General features: G+C 50.7%; 16 protein-coding genes. All 16 read left to right on the top strand.

Translation table 11 applies throughout. From position 1 onward, the window contains the following. Positions 1–5 precede the first annotated feature (5 nt). The 16 genes from LQE92_RS06115 (at position 6) to greA (ending at position 15,967) form a co-directional block, all read left to right on the top strand. On the top strand, positions 6–1,178 hold the full coding sequence (locus tag LQE92_RS06115) for a phosphoglycerate dehydrogenase (RefSeq protein ID WP_231062113.1): 1,173 nt from the start codon (positions 6–8) through the stop codon (positions 1,176–1,178). Positions 1,179–1,188: 10 nt separating this feature from the next. Then, on the top strand, positions 1,189–2,424 hold the full coding sequence (locus LQE92_RS06110) for a DUF1015 domain-containing protein (RefSeq protein WP_231062112.1): 1,236 nt from the start codon (positions 1,189–1,191) through the stop codon (positions 2,422–2,424). A gap of 307 nt (positions 2,425–2,731) precedes the next feature. Next, a complete protein-coding gene (locus tag LQE92_RS06105; protein WP_231062111.1) occupies positions 2,732–4,489 on the top strand; it encodes a single-stranded-DNA-specific exonuclease RecJ in 1,758 nt (585 codons plus the stop codon). 146 nt (positions 4,490–4,635) lie between these two features. Further along, positions 4,636–5,160, top strand: a complete 525-nt coding sequence (locus tag LQE92_RS06100; protein ID WP_231062110.1) for an adenine phosphoribosyltransferase — start codon at positions 4,636–4,638, stop codon at positions 5,158–5,160. A gap of 12 nt (positions 5,161–5,172) precedes the next feature. Continuing rightward, positions 5,173–6,555: a TrkH family potassium uptake protein gene (locus LQE92_RS06095; RefSeq protein WP_231062109.1), complete on the top strand. Its 1,383-nt coding sequence runs from the start codon at positions 5,173–5,175 to the stop codon at positions 6,553–6,555. Between the two features lie 101 nt (positions 6,556–6,656). Then, positions 6,657–7,307 (top strand): potassium channel family protein, encoded by a 651-nt coding sequence (locus tag LQE92_RS06090; protein WP_231062108.1) that lies wholly within the window; start codon positions 6,657–6,659, stop codon positions 7,305–7,307. Next, positions 7,304–8,095 (top strand): TrmH family RNA methyltransferase, encoded by a 792-nt coding sequence (locus LQE92_RS06085; RefSeq protein ID WP_231062107.1) that lies wholly within the window; start codon positions 7,304–7,306, stop codon positions 8,093–8,095. The genes LQE92_RS06090 and LQE92_RS06085 overlap by 4 nt, the downstream gene beginning before the upstream one ends. 345 nt (positions 8,096–8,440) lie before the next feature. Next, complete coding sequence (locus LQE92_RS06080) at positions 8,441–9,967, top strand: SH3 domain-containing protein (RefSeq protein ID WP_231062106.1); 1,527 nt, start codon at positions 8,441–8,443, stop codon at positions 9,965–9,967. Between the two features lie 117 nt (positions 9,968–10,084). Then, the gene (locus LQE92_RS06075) at positions 10,085–10,573 is read left to right on the top strand and encodes an NfeD family protein (RefSeq protein WP_331001253.1); all 489 of its coding nucleotides are present in this window, start codon (positions 10,085–10,087) and stop codon (positions 10,571–10,573) included. A gap of 39 nt (positions 10,574–10,612) precedes the next feature. After that, the gene (locus tag LQE92_RS06070) at positions 10,613–11,551 is read left to right on the top strand and encodes an SPFH domain-containing protein (protein ID WP_147596376.1); all 939 of its coding nucleotides are present in this window, start codon (positions 10,613–10,615) and stop codon (positions 11,549–11,551) included. 99 nt (positions 11,552–11,650) lie between these two features. Further along, complete coding sequence (gene argF, locus LQE92_RS06065) at positions 11,651–12,598, top strand: ornithine carbamoyltransferase (protein ID WP_334301393.1); 948 nt, start codon at positions 11,651–11,653, stop codon at positions 12,596–12,598. 5 nt (positions 12,599–12,603) lie between these two features. Continuing rightward, complete coding sequence (locus tag LQE92_RS06060; RefSeq protein ID WP_231062104.1) at positions 12,604–12,915, top strand: DUF6637 family protein; 312 nt, start codon at positions 12,604–12,606, stop codon at positions 12,913–12,915. Between the two features lie 4 nt (positions 12,916–12,919). Then, positions 12,920–13,909: a biotin--[acetyl-CoA-carboxylase] ligase gene (locus tag LQE92_RS06055; RefSeq protein ID WP_231062103.1), complete on the top strand. Its 990-nt coding sequence runs from the start codon at positions 12,920–12,922 to the stop codon at positions 13,907–13,909. A 1-nt stretch (position 13,910) separates the two neighbouring features. Then, the gene (locus LQE92_RS06050; protein WP_231062102.1) at positions 13,911–14,228 is read left to right on the top strand and encodes a DUF6145 family protein; all 318 of its coding nucleotides are present in this window, start codon (positions 13,911–13,913) and stop codon (positions 14,226–14,228) included. A 30-nt stretch (positions 14,229–14,258) separates the two neighbouring features. Then, positions 14,259–15,236 carry a tRNA dihydrouridine synthase DusB gene (dusB, locus tag LQE92_RS06045; RefSeq protein ID WP_231062101.1) on the top strand — a complete coding sequence of 326 codons (978 nt, stop codon included), beginning with the start codon at positions 14,259–14,261 and terminating at the stop codon, positions 15,234–15,236. Positions 15,237–15,481: 245 nt separating this feature from the next. Further along, on the top strand, positions 15,482–15,967 hold the full coding sequence (gene greA, locus LQE92_RS06040; protein WP_147596229.1) for a transcription elongation factor GreA: 486 nt from the start codon (positions 15,482–15,484) through the stop codon (positions 15,965–15,967). Positions 15,968–15,982 lie beyond the last annotated feature (15 nt).

Raw genomic sequence — 15,982 nt, 5'->3', positions numbered from 1 at the left:
ATAACATGACTACAAAGATTCACTGCCTGAATCCGATTTCGGAGCATGGTCTTAAGCTCTTGACAGGGGATTATGAGCTGACTGATAAAATAGAAGAAGCGGCTGCAGTTTTGGTGAGGAGCGCCAGCATGCATGAGATGGAGCTGCCGGAGAAACTGGAAGCGATCGCGAGGGCCGGCGCCGGCGTTAACAATATCCCTCTGGATAAATGTACGGAAAAGGGAATTGTCGTATTCAATACACCGGGGGCCAACGCCAACGGGGTAAAGGAGCTGGTGATCGCAGGCATGCTCATGGCCGCCCGGGACATCCGCGGCGGAATCGACTGGGTGAGAGAAAATAAGGAAGACGAAAATATCTGCAAGGATATGGAAAAGAGCAAGAAAAAGTTTGCGGGTACAGAGATTCAGGGCAAACGTCTTGGTGTCATCGGCCTTGGAGCCATCGGCGTCGAGGTAGCCAACGCGGCAGCCGGTCTTGGGATGAAGGTTTATGGCTACGATCCTTTTATCTCCGTAAACGGTGCATGGCAGCTGTCCTGCTTCGTAAAGCATGTGACAGACCTGAACAAGATATTTGAAAAATGCGATTATATCACCCTTCATGTTCCGCTTCTGGACAGCACGAGGGCGATGATCAACAAAGAGGCTTTGGAGAAAATGAAAGACGGCGTGGTGATCTTAAACTATGCCCGTGACCTTCTGGTGGACGATGACGACATGCTGGAAGCGCTGGAGAGCGGTAAAGTGCATCGTTATATGACTGACTTCCCCAATCCTAAGGTGACCCATATGCCCGGCGTCATCGCGACCCCTCATCTGGGCGCCTCGACAGTGGAATCGGAAGAAAACTGCGCGGAGATGGCGGTGAAGGAGCTGATGACTTATCTGGAGACTGGTTCCATCCGGAATTCCGTAAATTATCCCAGCTGCGAAATGCCGCCCTGCCGGGGAATCTGCAGACTATGCGTCTTTAACATCAATAAGCCGAATATGATCGGGCAGTTTGCGTCCGTGCTGGCAGAGGAAGGCATCAACATTCCGGATATGCAGAATAAGAGCAAGGGAGAGGTCGCGTACACCATCATGGATGCGGATCAGGAAGTCCCCCAGCGGGTGGTTGACCGTTTGATGGAAATTGACGGAGTTTATAAAGTCCGCGTGATGAAAGCGGAATAAGGAGATAACGATGGCAGCAGTTAAACCATTTTTATGTATCAGACCGGAGGTCTCTGTGGCTTCCAGAGTCGCGGCACTTCCCTATGACGTATACAACCGGGCTGAAGCAAAAGCTGAAGTGGCCAGAGAGCCTTTGTCATTTTTGAAAGTCGACCGAGCAGAGACACAGTTTCCCGACGAAGTGGATACTTATGCGGATTGCGTGTATGAAAAGGCAAGGGAGCTTCTGGATGGAATGATAGCTGACGGCACATTTGTGAAAGAGGAAAGTCCCTGCTACTATATCTATGAGCTGACCATGAATGACAGGGCGCAGACGGGAATCGTGGCTTGTTCCTCCATAGACGATTATGCAGGCGGTGTCATCAAGAAACACGAGAACACCAGAGCAGACAAAGAAGTCGACAGGATCCGTCATGTGGATACTTGTGACGCTCAGACCGGCCCCATATTTCTGGCCTATCGGGCCAGAGCCGATATCAATGCAGTGGTGGAGGAAGTGAAAGCGGAGAAGCCTCTTTATGACTTCACGGCTCCCGACGGCGTGCGCCACACGGTGTGGAGAATTTGCGGGACAGACCGGGTGAAAGCGCTGGAGGAGGGATTCTCCAAGGTCCCCAATACATATATAGCGGACGGACATCACCGAGCGGCCTCCGCAGTAAAGGTCGGTCTGAAGAGAAGGGAAGAAAATCCCGGATATCGGGGAGATGAACCGTATAATTACTTCCTTTCTGTGCTGTTTCCCGATGAACAGCTGATGATCATGGATTACAACCGGGTGGTCAAAGACCTTAACGGACTGAGCGAACAGGAATTCATGGAGAAGGTGAAGGATTGCTGTGAAGTATGCGAGGTGGGAAAGGAGCCGTATTGCCCTTCCAGGAAGGGTGAATTTGGCATGTACCTGAATGACGTCTGGTACTGTCTGACCACGAAGCGCGTCTCGAGCGGGGACCCCGTGGAAGATCTGGATGTATCCGTTCTTCAAAATACGCTTCTTGAACCAATTCTTGGAATCGGAGATCCGAGAACCGATAAGAGGATTGACTTCATCGGAGGTATCCGCGGGCTTTCTGAATTGGAGAGGCGGTGCCATACGGATATGAAGGTGGCTTTTTCCATGTATCCGACATCTATTTCCGAGCTGTTTCAGGTGGCAGACGCATCGAGGCTGATGCCGCCGAAATCCACGTGGTTTGAGCCGAAGCTCAGAAGCGGCATCTTCATTCACAAATTGAGCTGAACACTATTTATATAGAAGAAACTCGTACAGAAAAATAATAAGGCCCCCTGCAGGACGCAGGGGGACCTTTGCAGTTATGGAGCTTTTCCGGGAGGAAGGTTTGTAATCCGGCGGCGCGGCATGCTATAATTAAAATAGATACCTCTAAAGGCCTTTCAAACAAGTTCTCCATGTCAGATTCCAACAAAACCGCCAGCGAACCGAAATCGTGACGGTTCGGAACTTCTGCCGGTGTCTAACCGAGACTTAATCAGAAGCAATTATAAATGATTACAAAAAGTATTTTATATTACATATGAGGTGACAGATGAAAGAACAGTGGATGGTATATGCAAAAAAGGGGGACTTTAAGGGAATCTCCGAAAGGTTTGGCATTGACCAGGTGACGGCCCGCATCATCCGAAACCGAAACGTGAAGGGCGAGGATGAAATTCAGGATTACCTTCATGGTACGCTGTCCGGCTGTCCGTCTCCCTTTCTCATGAAGGATATGGAAGAGACCGTAGATATTCTGGGAAAAAAAATCCATGACGGGAAAAGAATCCGTGTCATCGGGGACTATGATATTGATGGAATCTGTGCCACTTTTATCCTTGTGAAAGCATTGAAGCGCCTCGGGGCGAAGGCGGACTATGACATTCCGGACAGAATCAAGGACGGATATGGCATTAATATAAACATGATAGAGCTGGCAAATGACGATGGAATCGACACACTCCTCACCTGTGACAATGGGATAGCGGCGTGGACGCAGACTGCATATGCGAAATCCCTGGGTATGACTGTGCTCATCACAGACCACCATGAAATTCCTTTCGAGGAAGCAGAAGACAGCGGCAGAGAAGATTCCTGTACTTCAGCGGTGCACCGCCTGGATGTTGTGCCTCCTGCAGACGCGGTGGTGAACCCTCATCAGTCATCCTGCCGGTATCCCTTCCAGAATCTGTGCGGGGCGGCGATAGCCTATAAACTGGCCCAGGCCCTTTATGAGACCTGGGATATCCCGTCCGAAGAGCTGTCCCCCTTTGTGGAAGCGGCTGCTTTAGCCACGGTGGGTGATGTGATGACTCTTCAGGGAGAAAACAGGATCTTGGTGAAGGAAGGGCTGAAAAGGATGGCCCACAGCCAGATAACCGGGCTCCGTGCCCTGATGGAGGTCAATGGACTGCAGCCGGCGGAGTTGGGCAGCTACCACCTTGGGTTTGTCATCGGTCCGTGCCTGAATGCCGGAGGAAGGCTGGATACGGCAAAAAAATCCCTGAGACTGTTTCTGGAGGAAGAGGAGAATCAGGCCATTGAGATGGCCTGGGAACTGAAGGAGCTGAACGACAGGCGGAAGGATATGACGGTCAAGAGTGTGGAAGCAGCTGTCCGTCTGATAGAAGAAAGCGGAATGGAAAAAGATGACGTCTATGTGGTCTATCTGCCGGACTGCCATGAAAGCCTTGCCGGAATCGTGGCCGGGAAGATCAGGGAAAAGTATCAGCATCCGGTATTTGTGATAACAAAAGGCGCCGGAGGGCTTAAGGGCTCTGGACGGAGCATACCGGCATATTCCATGTATGAACGGCTGGCGGAATGCGGGAAGCTTTTGAGTGCGTTCGGCGGCCATCCTATGGCGGCGGGGCTGTCACTTCCGGAAGAAAATCTAGAGCCCTTCCGAGAGGCCCTGAACCGCGGCAGCGGATTGGCAGAAAGGGACTTTGAAAAGCAGATATGGATCGATGTGCCGATGCCATTTTCTTATGTGACAGAAGGGCTTTTAAGGGAATTCCGGATTCTGGAGCCTTTCGGAAATGGGAATGAAAAGCCTCTGTTTGCTCAAAAGGGCCTGACCGTCAGAAAAAAGAATCTCATAGGCAGGAATAAGAATGTTCTGAAGCTTCAGCTGGCCGACGAAGCCGGCCGCTCCATCGAGGCGGTCCTTTTCCGGGAAGCGGAGGAGGCGGACAGGGAGATTCAGGAGGGAGCAGTGATATCAGCGGCCTATTATCCGGACATCAATGAATACATGGGAAAACGGAGCCTTCAGATGGTTGTCCAAAGCTATCGGGTGGATGGATGAGCCGGCCGGATTCTGAACAGAAAATTTACAGCTTTACCAGTTGCGAATATGGAGGCAGAAGACTATAATGTGGTTATGCGCGGTTAAAGGAGTCGGCTTTAAAAGAGGCGAATTACCGCTGCGCGTAAAAAGAACGGAGGGTAAATATGAAAAAAATAGAAGAGTATGTGAGGAGCATTCCGGACTTTCCGGAAGAGGGGATCATCTTCCGGGATGTTACTTCGATCCTGCAGGATGCAGATGGTCTTCATCTGGCCATTGATGAACTTCAGAGGACCCTGGAGGGACTGGATTTTGACGTGGTTATAGGGCCGGAATCCAGAGGATTTATTTTTGGAGTACCGATTGCATACAACCTTCATAAAGCATTTGTCCCTATACGTAAAAAGGGAAAGCTCCCTTGTGAAACAGTTGAACTTGAATACGATCTGGAATATGGCAGTGCTGTGATAGAGATGCACAAGGATGCGGTCAGGCCCGGCCAGAAGGTAGTGATCATAGACGATCTGATCGCAACAGGCGGGACCATCGGTGCAATCATAAAGCTGGTGGAGCAGCTGGGAGGCGAGGTAGTGAAGATCAGCTTCCTCATGGAGCTGGCCGGTCTTAAGGGGCGGGAAAAACTGAAGGGATACAATATGGAGAGCGTCATCTGCTATGAAGGAAAATAATGTGGTGAAGCTATGGTAGAACAAGAGATTCATCCCAAAGAGAAGCGGGGGCTGACGACTACCAGGATTATTGCCCTGGGATTTGCGGCAGCCATCCTGGTGGGAGCAGTGCTTTTGATGTTTCCTTTTGCGTCGGCTGACGGGACCTGGACAAATCCGATCGACGCGCTGTTCACAGCGACTACCAGCATCTGCGTGACAGGCCTGGTGACAGTGGTGACAGCCAGCCACTGGAGTATTTTAGGGCAGTTTATTATCATGCTTCTGGCGCAGCTCGGCGGTTTGGGAGTCATCACTGTGGCGATGTGCGTGCTCGTGATAATTGGAAAGAAGATTACTCTGAAGGACAGAATGCTGATTCAGGAGACCTATAATATGGACACTTTGTCCGGTCTGGTGAAGCTGATCATCCGGATTGCGAAAGGGACCTTTCTCCTGGAAGGAATCGGGGCCGTTCTGTATGCGACTGTTTTTATCCCGGAGTTCGGTTTTTTTCAAGGGCTGTGGAAGTCCATATTTAACGCCGTATCCGCGTTCTGCAACGCGGGCATGGACATTGTGGGAGATACCAGCCTGCGGGCCTATGCGGGAAATCCCATCATCAATTTTACCACAATGCTTTTGATCATTTTCGGAGGCCTTGGCTTTGTGGTCTGGTGGAATGTCCTCAAGGCATGGAAGGAGCGGAAAGAAAAGAAAAGGGGATTTGCAGCGGGCCTGAGTCTTCATTCCAAGCTGGTACTGCTCATGACGGCCATCCTGATATTTGGCGGGGCTTTATTTTTCTTTTTGTTTGAATATAACAATCCGGATACGATTGGAAATATGAACTTCGGTGAAAAGGCCATGGCTTCTTTGTTTCAGTCGGTGACGACCAGGACGGCCGGCTTTGAGACAATCCCGCAGGCGGGACTCACGGAGGGCTCCACACTGCTCACCATCATTCTGATGATAATAGGCGGTTCCCCGGCGGGAACGGCCGGAGGAATCAAGACCACGACGGTCGGCATCCTGATTCTGATGGTGTTGTCAACGATCCAGGGGAAAAAGGATACAGAATTTATGGACCGCAGGATCTCCGCCGACGCGGGCAGGACGGCCCTGACGGTGACGGTGCTGGCATTGACTGTAGTGCTTGGTGCCGCTGTGCTGCTGTTTGCCACAGATGGGCTGGGATTCCAGGATACTCTGTTTGAGGTGGCTTCTGCCATGGGCACCGTGGGTCTGACCCGGGGGATCACAAGCAGTCTTACCGGAGCTGGAAAGCTGATCCTGGTGTGCGTCATGTATATTGGGCGTATCGGCCCTGTTACTTTGGCGCTGGCGTTGGCATTAAAGCGCAAGGGAAAACAGCAGAACCGGATGCTGCCGGAAGAAAGAATCCTTATCGGATAGCACAACAGAGAAATTATAATGAGAAAAAGTAAATGAATTTGTTTCTTTTAATGATTTTTTGAACTTAATACAGTAAAATCAACGGGTAAAAGGAGTAAATCATGGCGAAAAAAGAGTTCGCAGTCTTTGGACTTGGGGAATTTGGAAGCAGCATTGCCATAGCTTTGGAAGAGAACGGCTGTCAGGTGATGGCGATTGACCGCAATGAGGCAAGGGTACAGGAAATCTCGGAATTTGTCACCCATGCGGCTTGTGCCAATGTGGCCGATCAGGCGGTGGTAAAATCCCTGGGAGTCCAGAATATGGACGGAGTCATAGTTGGAATCGGCGAGGATATGGAATCCAGCATTATGGCGACCATCGGCGCTAAGGAGTGCGGCGTGCCGTACGTGCTTGCAAAGGCCAATAGTGATATTCATGCCACGGTGCTCAAGAAGGTGGGGGCCGATCAGGTGATTTTTCCGGAAAAGGCCATGGGCATTCGTTTAGGCCGGAATCTGGCGTCCGGGAATTTTATTGACACCATTGAACTGTCCAAAAAGTTCAGTATGGTGGAAATTGAGGTGCCGGAGAGCTGGGTCGGCAAGACTCTCCGGCAACTGGACCTCCGGAACCGGGGAATCAATATCATTGCAAGAAAGGGTGAAATGGAGGACATTGTTCTTATTGTGGATCCGGACAGAATCATCCAGGGACATGAAACGTTTATCATAATCGGAAGCAATAAAGATCTGGAACGGGAACTGCTATGAGGATAGAGAGCAGCTCCAACGGACAGATAAAGCATGTGGCTGCGCTCCAGAAAAAAGCGAAGTATCGGAAAGAGCAGAGCAGTTTTGTGGTAGAGGGCATCCGGATGGTGCTGGAGGCCCCTGAAGAACGTCTTGAGACAGTCTATGCATCGGATTTTTTCTTAAAACAGGGCGGTTTGGAAAAGCTGGCCGGAATTTCTTTCACGGAGGTGTCCGATCAGGCGTTCCGGGCGATGGCGGATACACAGACTCCCCAGGGGGTGCTGGCCGTGGTGAAAACCTTGGACTGGCAGGAGGAAGCATTTTATACAAAAAAGGATGCTCTTCTTCTGGTTCTGGAGAATCTCCAGGATCCGGGAAATCTTGGAACCATCCTCCGCGCGGGGGAGGGTGCGGGAGTGAGCGGCGTGATCATGAGCCAGGAGACGGTGGACATTTATAATCCAAAAGTGATCCGCTCTACCATGGGTTCCATATACCGCGTTCCCTTTGTAACAGCAGAAGATCTAGGGATCGTTCTGGAGCGCTGCCGGGAGCACGGAATTTCATCCTATGCAGCACATCTTGGGGGCAGCATAAATTATGAGGCTGCGGATTTCCGAAAGCCCACCGCGTTTCTGATTGGGAATGAAGCAGCAGGTCTCAGTGATCGTATATCTGCCGCCGCGGATTTTTTGGTGAAAATTCCCATGAAAGGTTCTGTAGAATCATTGAATGCAGCAGTCGCCGCATCTATTTTTATGTATGAAACGGCCCGCCAAAGGCGCGCAGAATCAGTCGGAATATAGAGAAATAACACGAATTAATCCATCTGAGCCGTATTGGCCTGCAAACACAATATGATGTGGAGCAGGCCGATACGGCTTTCTACATATAGGTGATAGTGTAATAATTTCTTTACATTTTTATGAAGGAATTCTTGTCGAAAATTAAGAACTAAATGGAAATGGGAGTAAAGTGGTAGAGGGTACCCCTGAATGGACACGAAAAGAGTACAAAGTGGGAAATGGTTGACAAATCAGAAAGACAGTGATATCATGACGGTGTAACAAAGTTGTAACAATTGGAACATCGACTTAATAATTGAGGAGATGGAGTTCGGATTGCTGCAGCAGGAAACAAGGAGGTATACAATGTTAACCAAGAAGAAAAGCATCGTTTCATGCTTTGTTATCGGTGCATTGCTTTGTACTCTGACTTCTCCCGGAGACAGAGGCAGCACGGCCGCGAAAGAAGCTTTGACTGTGGCAGCGGCAGAGGTAAGCCAGGATTCCGGAAATGGGAAGCAAGATATCAGGAACACCTCAAAAGAAGAGCATACTAGAGAAATTGTAAAGACAGCGATAAAGAGTACAGAGAAGGGCACCCCTGACACTGCGCCGGAAACGGCGGTGGTCAGAATCGCCGGCGTATCTGTGAAAAGCGGTGCTGCTGATTATGAGACAGCAGTCCAGAGTGAACAGACCGTGAAAGATTTCGGGCAGTCAGCAGTCCGGCCGCAGGAAGCTTCAGCGGACGGAACACAGTCAGCCGCCGGGAGTACACAGGCGGCAGCGGCGCAGAACGGGGATGAGGCGTCAACCGTAGCTCCGGAGCTGGAGAACAAAGTAGTCACTACGGTGGACACCTATCTGAATATCAGACAGGAGCCTTCTGAAGAGAGCGAGATCGTCGGACGCCTTTATGAAGGAAGCGCCGGGGATGTGCTGGAAAACAACGGTGAATGGACCAGAATCTCATCCGGCGGTGTAGAAGGCTGGGTACACAATGAATTTGTGGTATCCGGTGAAGCGGCGCAGAGCTTTGCACAGGAGGCGCTGGAACAGCTGGCCACTGTGACGGAAGAGGGCGTGCGCGTCAGAGCAGGAGCTTCTGTGGATTCTACCTGGATTGGAGTGGTGAACGCCAATGAGACTTATCAGGTAGTGCCGGAAGAAGTAAATGCTACAGAAGAAAATGCAGATACAGAAAATACGGGTGCAGAAGAGCAGCCTGAAACGGCAGAGACGGCTGGACAGCCGGAAGGGATTCAGCCTCAGAATGCCGCAGATGAGGACAATGAAATTGCTGTTCTCCAGCAGGAAGCCCCTGAACTTAAGTGGGTCAAGATCCTCTACGGAGACGGTGAAGAAGGATATGTCTGTGCAGACTATGTGACCACCGTGTTCAATCTGGGCCAGGCTAAATCCATGGAAGAGATCCGGGCGGAAGAAGAAGCCAAAGCGGCAGCAGAGGCTAAGGCGGCAGCAGAAGCCAAGGCAGCAGCAGAAGCCGAAGCGGCAAAAGAAGCCAAGGCGGCCGAGAAAACAGCATCCAAGAAGGAAGAAGCAGCGGCTCCGGTTCAGTCTGATTCCGGATGGGTCGCGATGGGTGAATTTAAGATTACCGCGTACTGCGGCGGTGCGTGCTGCAATGGAAAATGGGCAGGGACCACCGCGTCCGGAGTATCACCTTCGGAAGGGCGTACCATTGCCGTAGCCCCCTGGATCATCCCTTATGGGACCCAGGTCAGGATTGAAGGACTGGACGGCGTTTATGTGGCCGAGGATACAGGCGGCTTTGCCAACAGCAACCCTTATCAGATTGACTTGTTCGTATCAGAGCATTCCCACGCGGGAAGCTGGGGCGTGCGCTACAGACAGGTGTGGGTAAAACGATAAAATGGAATAAAGAGTCAGTTACTGAGAAAGGCCGGTGCTTCTGCACCGGTCTTTTTGCCCTATCTTATACAGGAAATTGCTCCCACCGCCTTGTAATAAATGGGAAAATGGGGTAGAATGATAAAAGACGCAGGACGGCGTCTGGAAGGAATTAAAAAGAAAGGGGTGCATGATATGACGGCGATATATTGGCTTATCGGCATTGTTGTCCTGTTGGTGATCGAAGCGCTTACCATGGGGCTTACGACTATCTGGTTCGCCGGCGGTGCCCTGGTGGCATTCATCGCGTGTGTGGCGGGAGCTGGGCTGGAGATTCAGGCGATTCTATTTATTGTAGTTTCCCTGATACTTCTTTTTGTCACCAGACCGTTTGCCAAGCGGTACATCAACAAAGGAACGATAAAGACGAATGTAGAAGGGCTGATTGGCAAGGAAGCCCGCGTAACCGAACGAATCGACAACAAAGAAGGAACGGGGGAAGCCGTACTGTCAGGCCAGCCGTGGTCGGCGCGGTCTTCGGATGACAGCCAGATTCTGGAACCGGGAGATATGGCAGTGGTAGAGGCAGTCAGGGGAGTGAAGCTGATTGTGAGAAAGCAGAGCTGATGGAACGGAGGATATGAGAATATGAGTGTGGATTTTTTGATGGGAAGCATTAATGTGAGCGCAGTGATAGCTGTTGCCATACTGGCGGTTTTGATTTTATTGATTCTTTCGTCCTGCATTAAGATCGTGCCCCAGGCCAGAGCTGTGGTCCTGGAACGGCTGGGCGGATATAAGACCACCTGGTCTGTAGGACTCCATTTGAAAGCGCCGTTTATAGACCGGGTTGCAAAACGCGTGAACCTGAAGGAACAGGTCATTGATTTTAAGCCTCAGCCCGTGATTACCAAAGATAACGTAACCATGCAGATAGATACAGTGGTATTTTTCCAGATCACAGATCCGAAGCTTTACGCATATGGGGTGGAGAATCCTCTTATGGCAATCGAGAATCTGACCGCTACTACTCTGCGTAATATTATCGGCGATCTGGAGTTGGACCAGACGCTCACTTCCAGAGAGCTCATCAATACCAAGATGCGCACGCAGCTGGACGTGGCAACCGATCCCTGGGGAATCAAGGTGAACCGTGTGGAGCTTAAGAATATCATTCCTCCCAGGGAGATTCAGGATTCCATGGAGAAGCAGATGAAAGCCGAGCGCGAGCGCCGTGAAAAGATTCTGCAGGCAGAAGGCGAAAAGAAGTCTACAATCTTGGTCGCAGAAGGAAAGAAGGAGTCGGCAATCCTGGATGCAGAGGCCGAAAAGCAGGCTGCGATTCTGAGAGCAGAGGCCAAAAAGGAAGCTACGATCCGGGAAGCAGAAGGCCAGGCTCAGGCTATCATCAAAGTACAGGAGGCTACCGCAGACGGTATCCGTCTGATCAAGGATGCGGGCGCGGATAATGCAGTGCTCCAGCTTAAAAGTCTGGAAGCTTTTGCAAAGGCGGCGGACGGCCAGGCAACTAAGATCATCATCCCTTCAGAGATCCAGGGGATTGCCGGCGGCCTGAAGAGCCTTGTGGAAGTAGTGAAGGATTGACATTTTGTGAAACGACAGAGAGTCCGGCTTGCCGGACTCTCTGCATCCGAAGATATGCCGGATGCATTAGAAAATACATAATATGCGGAGGATGGTACGATGAAGATTATGGACAGCCTGAAAGGAAGGAACTTTCTGACACTAAAGGATTTTACGCCGGAGGAGATTCAAAATTTCCTGGACTTGGCCGCCGATTTGAAAGCGAAGAAAAAGCAGGGAATCACAGGCAGCAGCCTGAAAGGGAAGAACATAGCCCTGATTTTTGAAAAACCTTCCACCAGGACCCGGTGTGCGTTTACCGTTGCCTGCAACGATGAGGGCGGATTTCCCGAATACCTGGGAAAAGGCGATATCCAGTTGGGAAAGAAGGAAAGTGTAGAAGACACGGCCCGTGTGCTCGGCCGGATGTTTGACGGAATCGAGTTTCGCGGTTTTCTGCATTCCAACGTGGAAGCACTGGCAAAGTATTCAGGTGTTGTGGTATGGAACGGCCTGACGGATGATTATCATCCTACTCAGATCCTGGCGGATTTTTTGACGATGCAGGAGTGCTTCGGCCATCTGAAGGGCTTAAATTTTGTATTTATCGGTGACGGCAGGAACAATATGTCCAACAGCCTGATGGTTGGGTGCGGAAAAATGGGCGTAAACTGTACGATCATCGCTCCTAAGGCTCTGTGGCCGGAGGAAGAGCTGGTTGAGATTTGCAGGGGATATGCCGCAGAAGCCGGCAGTACTCTGACAGTCACAGACGACGTGGCGGCTGTAAAGGATGCCGATGTGATATATACAGACGTGTGGTGTTCCATGGGTGAAGAGGACAAAGCCGCGGAACGAATGGCTCTTCTGAAGCCCTATCAGGTCAACAAGGCTCTGATGGAGCGCACAGGAAAAGATAGCACGGTATTTATGCATTGCCTGCCTGCGGTAAAAGGAAATGAAGTGACGGAGGAAGTGTTTGAATCGGAGAAATCCGTGGTATTTGACGAAGCAGAGAATCGTATGCATACCATCAAGGCTGTGATGGTGGCGACTTTGGGAGACTGAGTTCCATGTATGTGAACAGGACGAAAAAAAATCCATATACAAAGCAGACCATTTTTGATATATTGTCCGTGGTATCAGGACTTGCTGTCATTGGACTGGGAGTGTTCGTGTTCCTCAATCCGGAAGAATATGCACAGATGTTTCCTGTTATTTTTCTGCTGGCGGCGGTTTTCCAGATTTTGTGTGCTATACCGCGGCTGGCAGGAGGATATGGAAAGAAGAGCGGAAAACGGAAGGCAGTTGGTATATGCCTGTGTGCGGCAGCAGGCATCCTGCTGATATTTGCAGTGGTAAGTGCCATCTGTCTTTGGAGGTAAGGATTTGAAAGCTAGAATATTGCAGCTTTTGCGGGAGCAGGAGGGCTATGTATCCGGACAGGACATCTGCCGGGAGCTCTCCGTCTCCCGCACCGCTGTCTGGAAGGTCATCGGACAGCTGAAGGAAGAAGGATATATTATTGAGGCGGTGCAGAATAAAGGCTACCGCCTTTTAGAAGTGCCGGATCTGGTCACAGAGGGAGAAGTGGCTTCGCGTCTCCATACTTCCTGGGCGGGACATCCCACCGTATTTCTGGAAAGAACAGATTCTACTAACAACGAAGCAAAGCGCATGGCAGAGGCCGGTGCGTCTCATGGGACTCTGGTCGTTGCGGAGAACCAGGAGGCGGGAAAAGGGCGCAGAGGGCGTTCCTGGTCCTCACCGGAAAAGAGCGGAATCTGGATGACGCTGATCATGAAGCCGGAGTTCCCGCCTTTCCAGGCGTCGATGCTCACGTTGGTCGCGGCTATGGCCGTGGCAGAGGGCGTGCGATTTGTCACCGGCTTGGAAGCAGGAATCAAGTGGCCCAATGATATCGTGGTGAATGGAAAGAAGATTTGCGGTATCCTGACGGAAATGAGCGCGGAGCCGGATTACATCAACCATGTGGTAGTGGGAATCGGGATTAATGCGAACATAGAGGAATTTCCTCCGGATATCAGGGAAAAAGCGACCTCTTTATATCTTGAGCTCGGGGAAAAGGTCAGCCGGGCAGCGGTGATCGCAGAGGTCTGGAAAGCCTTTGAAGCATATTATGATAAGTTTTTGGAGAATGCCGACTTGTCTTCTCTTAGGGAGGAGTATGAAGCACATCTTCTTAACAGAGGAAAGGAAGTGTGCGTGCTGGATCCCAAAGGAGAGTGGCAGGGTATCGCGAGAGGGATTGACAGAATCGGACGGCTTTTGATCCAACAAACAGGAGGCGGGGATAAGGATCTGAGAGCGGTGGATTCTGGTGAGGTTTCTGTTCGGGGCGTCTATGGGTATGTTTGATATGGATGAGAAAAAAGTGCTGTGCGGGGCGAATTCCTACACACAGAAATATTATTTTAATGACGAATTTTCCATGCTGCCGGAAAACATCCGGGAGGAGCTTAAGATTCTCTGCGTACTCTATGTGGAGGATGTGGGAGGTATCCTGACTCTGGAGTATGACGGGGAAGGGAACCTGGAATTACGGGTGGAGAATGAAGAGACTGATTATCTTTTTGATGAGATTGGCAGCGTGCTGAAGATCAAGCAGATCCAAAGGGAAAAAGGCGAGCTTTTAGAGTCTTTGGAGCTGTTTTACAAGACCTTTTATTTGAACTGAAAAAGAGTATTTGTTGAGACAGGAGCAAAGATGGATCAGAAAAAAAAGCTGGCGATCGGCGGCGTAGAATTGGACGCTCCGATAGTGCTGGCGCCGATGGCAGGCGTGACAGACCTGCCATTTCGTGCGCTCTGCAAGGAACAGGGATGCGGACTGGTATGCACGGAGATGGTCAGTGCCAAAGCAGTCCATTATAAAAACAAGAACAGCACCATGCTTCTTTCCGTGCACGATGAGGAGCGCCCGGTCTCCCTGCAGCTCTTTGGATCGGAGCCGGAGCTTTTAGGGGAGATTGCCGCTCTTTTGGAGCCTGGCCCGTATGACATCATTGATTTTAATATGGGATGTCCGGTCCCAAAGGTGGTGAACAATCACGAGGGTTCGGCTCTGATGAAAGAGCCGGAACTGGCCGGCCGGATCTTGAAGGCGATGGTAAAAGCGGTTAGAAAGCCGGTGACTGTTAAAATCAGAAAAGGGTTTACAGAGGATTCTGTCAACGCCGTGGAGATTGCGAAGATCGCTGAGGATGCCGGAGTGGCTGCTGTTGCAGTTCATGGGAGGACGAGGGAGCAGTATTATTCTGGAAAAGCGGACTGGGAGATCATCCGAAAGGTAAAAGAAGCTGTATCAATCCCCGTCATCGGGAACGGAGATATCTTTACAGCCTTAGACGCCGCTTCCATGATGGAACAGACGGGCTGCGACGGAGTCATGGTCGCCAGAGGGGCCAGAGGGAACCCATGGATTTTCCGGGAAATAAAAGAGTATCTTCTGACTGGGAATAAACGGGAAAGGCCGGATGGTCTGGAGATACGGGACATGATCCTCAGGCATTCCAGGATGCAGGCTGAATTCAAAGGAGAGAGCATGGGAATCCGGGAGATGAGGAAGCATGTTGCGTGGTATACGGCAGGCTGTCCTCATTCCGCATCTTTGAGGGAGGCTGTGAATCATGTGGAGACACTCGCAGAGCTGGAGGCACTTGTGAAGGAGCGCCTGGAACTGTGATATTTGTGGAAAAACCGTCTTCAAAGCTCCAGAAATGTTGACAATGCGGTAGCTTTGGGATATAATACCTTGAATGTAAAAACGCGCAGGACCGCATGTATTGGCGCGGATGTCATATAATATAACGTGCCGGCTGGAGCCGGGAGTTTTTAACGGTATCCGGCGCCTTTGTATGAAGCAGAATGTACAGGGGAAGTGCCGGGCGGAAAAATAGAAAAAGGATCTAGGAAGGGAAAGATAGCAGTATGGCAGACACAAAAAAGAACATTCTTACTTATGCCGGCTTAAAGAGGTACGAAGATGAGCTGGCGGAACTGAAGCTGGTAAAGCGGAAAGAGGTCGCACAAAAGATCAAAGAGGCAAGAGAACAGGGTGACCTGTCTGAAAATGCGGAATATGATGCGGCAAAGGACGAGCAGAGGGATATCGAACTGCGGATCGAGGAGCTGGAAAAGCTTCTTAAAAACGCAGAAGTAGTCGTCGAAGATGAGGTGGAGCTGGATAAGATCAGCGTTGGCTGCGAAGTAAAGGTATATGACGTGGAGTACGAGGAAGAAATGGATTTCCGGATTGTGGGATCCACGGAAGCGAACAGCCTTCAGAATAAAATATCCAACGAGTCGCCGGTGGGAAAGGCTCTGATTGGTAAACGCGTGGGAGAGACTGTAGTGGTGGAGACTCAGGCGGGAGAAATCGAATACAAAGTCCTTGATATCAAACGCGTTTCTTAGAATAACAGCAAAAGA

Origin of the sequence: Lientehia hominis (assembly GCF_021044755.1) — a bacterium.
Taxonomy (GTDB): domain Bacteria; phylum Bacillota; class Clostridia; order Lachnospirales; family Lachnospiraceae; genus Lientehia; species Lientehia hominis.
Note: the sequence above shows the minus strand (reverse complement) of the source record. Positions and strands in the feature narration are given on the sequence as shown.

Coding starts and splice junctions, on each gene's coding strand:
- LQE92_RS06115 (WP_231062113.1), top strand. CDS start 6: ATGACTACAAAGATTCACTGCCTGAATCCGATTTCGGAGCATGGTCTT.
- LQE92_RS06110 (WP_231062112.1), top strand. CDS start 1,189: ATGGCAGCAGTTAAACCATTTTTATGTATCAGACCGGAGGTCTCTGTG.
- LQE92_RS06105 (WP_231062111.1), top strand. CDS start 2,732: ATGAAAGAACAGTGGATGGTATATGCAAAAAAGGGGGACTTTAAGGGA.
- LQE92_RS06100 (WP_231062110.1), top strand. CDS start 4,636: ATGAAAAAAATAGAAGAGTATGTGAGGAGCATTCCGGACTTTCCGGAA.
- LQE92_RS06095 (WP_231062109.1), top strand. CDS start 5,173: ATGGTAGAACAAGAGATTCATCCCAAAGAGAAGCGGGGGCTGACGACT.
- LQE92_RS06090 (WP_231062108.1), top strand. CDS start 6,657: ATGGCGAAAAAAGAGTTCGCAGTCTTTGGACTTGGGGAATTTGGAAGC.
- LQE92_RS06085 (WP_231062107.1), top strand. CDS start 7,304: ATGAGGATAGAGAGCAGCTCCAACGGACAGATAAAGCATGTGGCTGCG.
- LQE92_RS06080 (WP_231062106.1), top strand. CDS start 8,441: ATGTTAACCAAGAAGAAAAGCATCGTTTCATGCTTTGTTATCGGTGCA.
- LQE92_RS06075 (WP_331001253.1), top strand. CDS start 10,085: ATGATAAAAGACGCAGGACGGCGTCTGGAAGGAATTAAAAAGAAAGGG.
- LQE92_RS06070 (WP_147596376.1), top strand. CDS start 10,613: ATGGGAAGCATTAATGTGAGCGCAGTGATAGCTGTTGCCATACTGGCG.
- argF (WP_334301393.1), top strand. CDS start 11,651: ATGAAGATTATGGACAGCCTGAAAGGAAGGAACTTTCTGACACTAAAG.
- LQE92_RS06060 (WP_231062104.1), top strand. CDS start 12,604: ATGTATGTGAACAGGACGAAAAAAAATCCATATACAAAGCAGACCATT.
- LQE92_RS06050 (WP_231062102.1), top strand. CDS start 13,911: ATGGATGAGAAAAAAGTGCTGTGCGGGGCGAATTCCTACACACAGAAA.
- dusB (WP_231062101.1), top strand. CDS start 14,259: ATGGATCAGAAAAAAAAGCTGGCGATCGGCGGCGTAGAATTGGACGCT.
- greA (WP_147596229.1), top strand. CDS start 15,482: ATGGCAGACACAAAAAAGAACATTCTTACTTATGCCGGCTTAAAGAGG.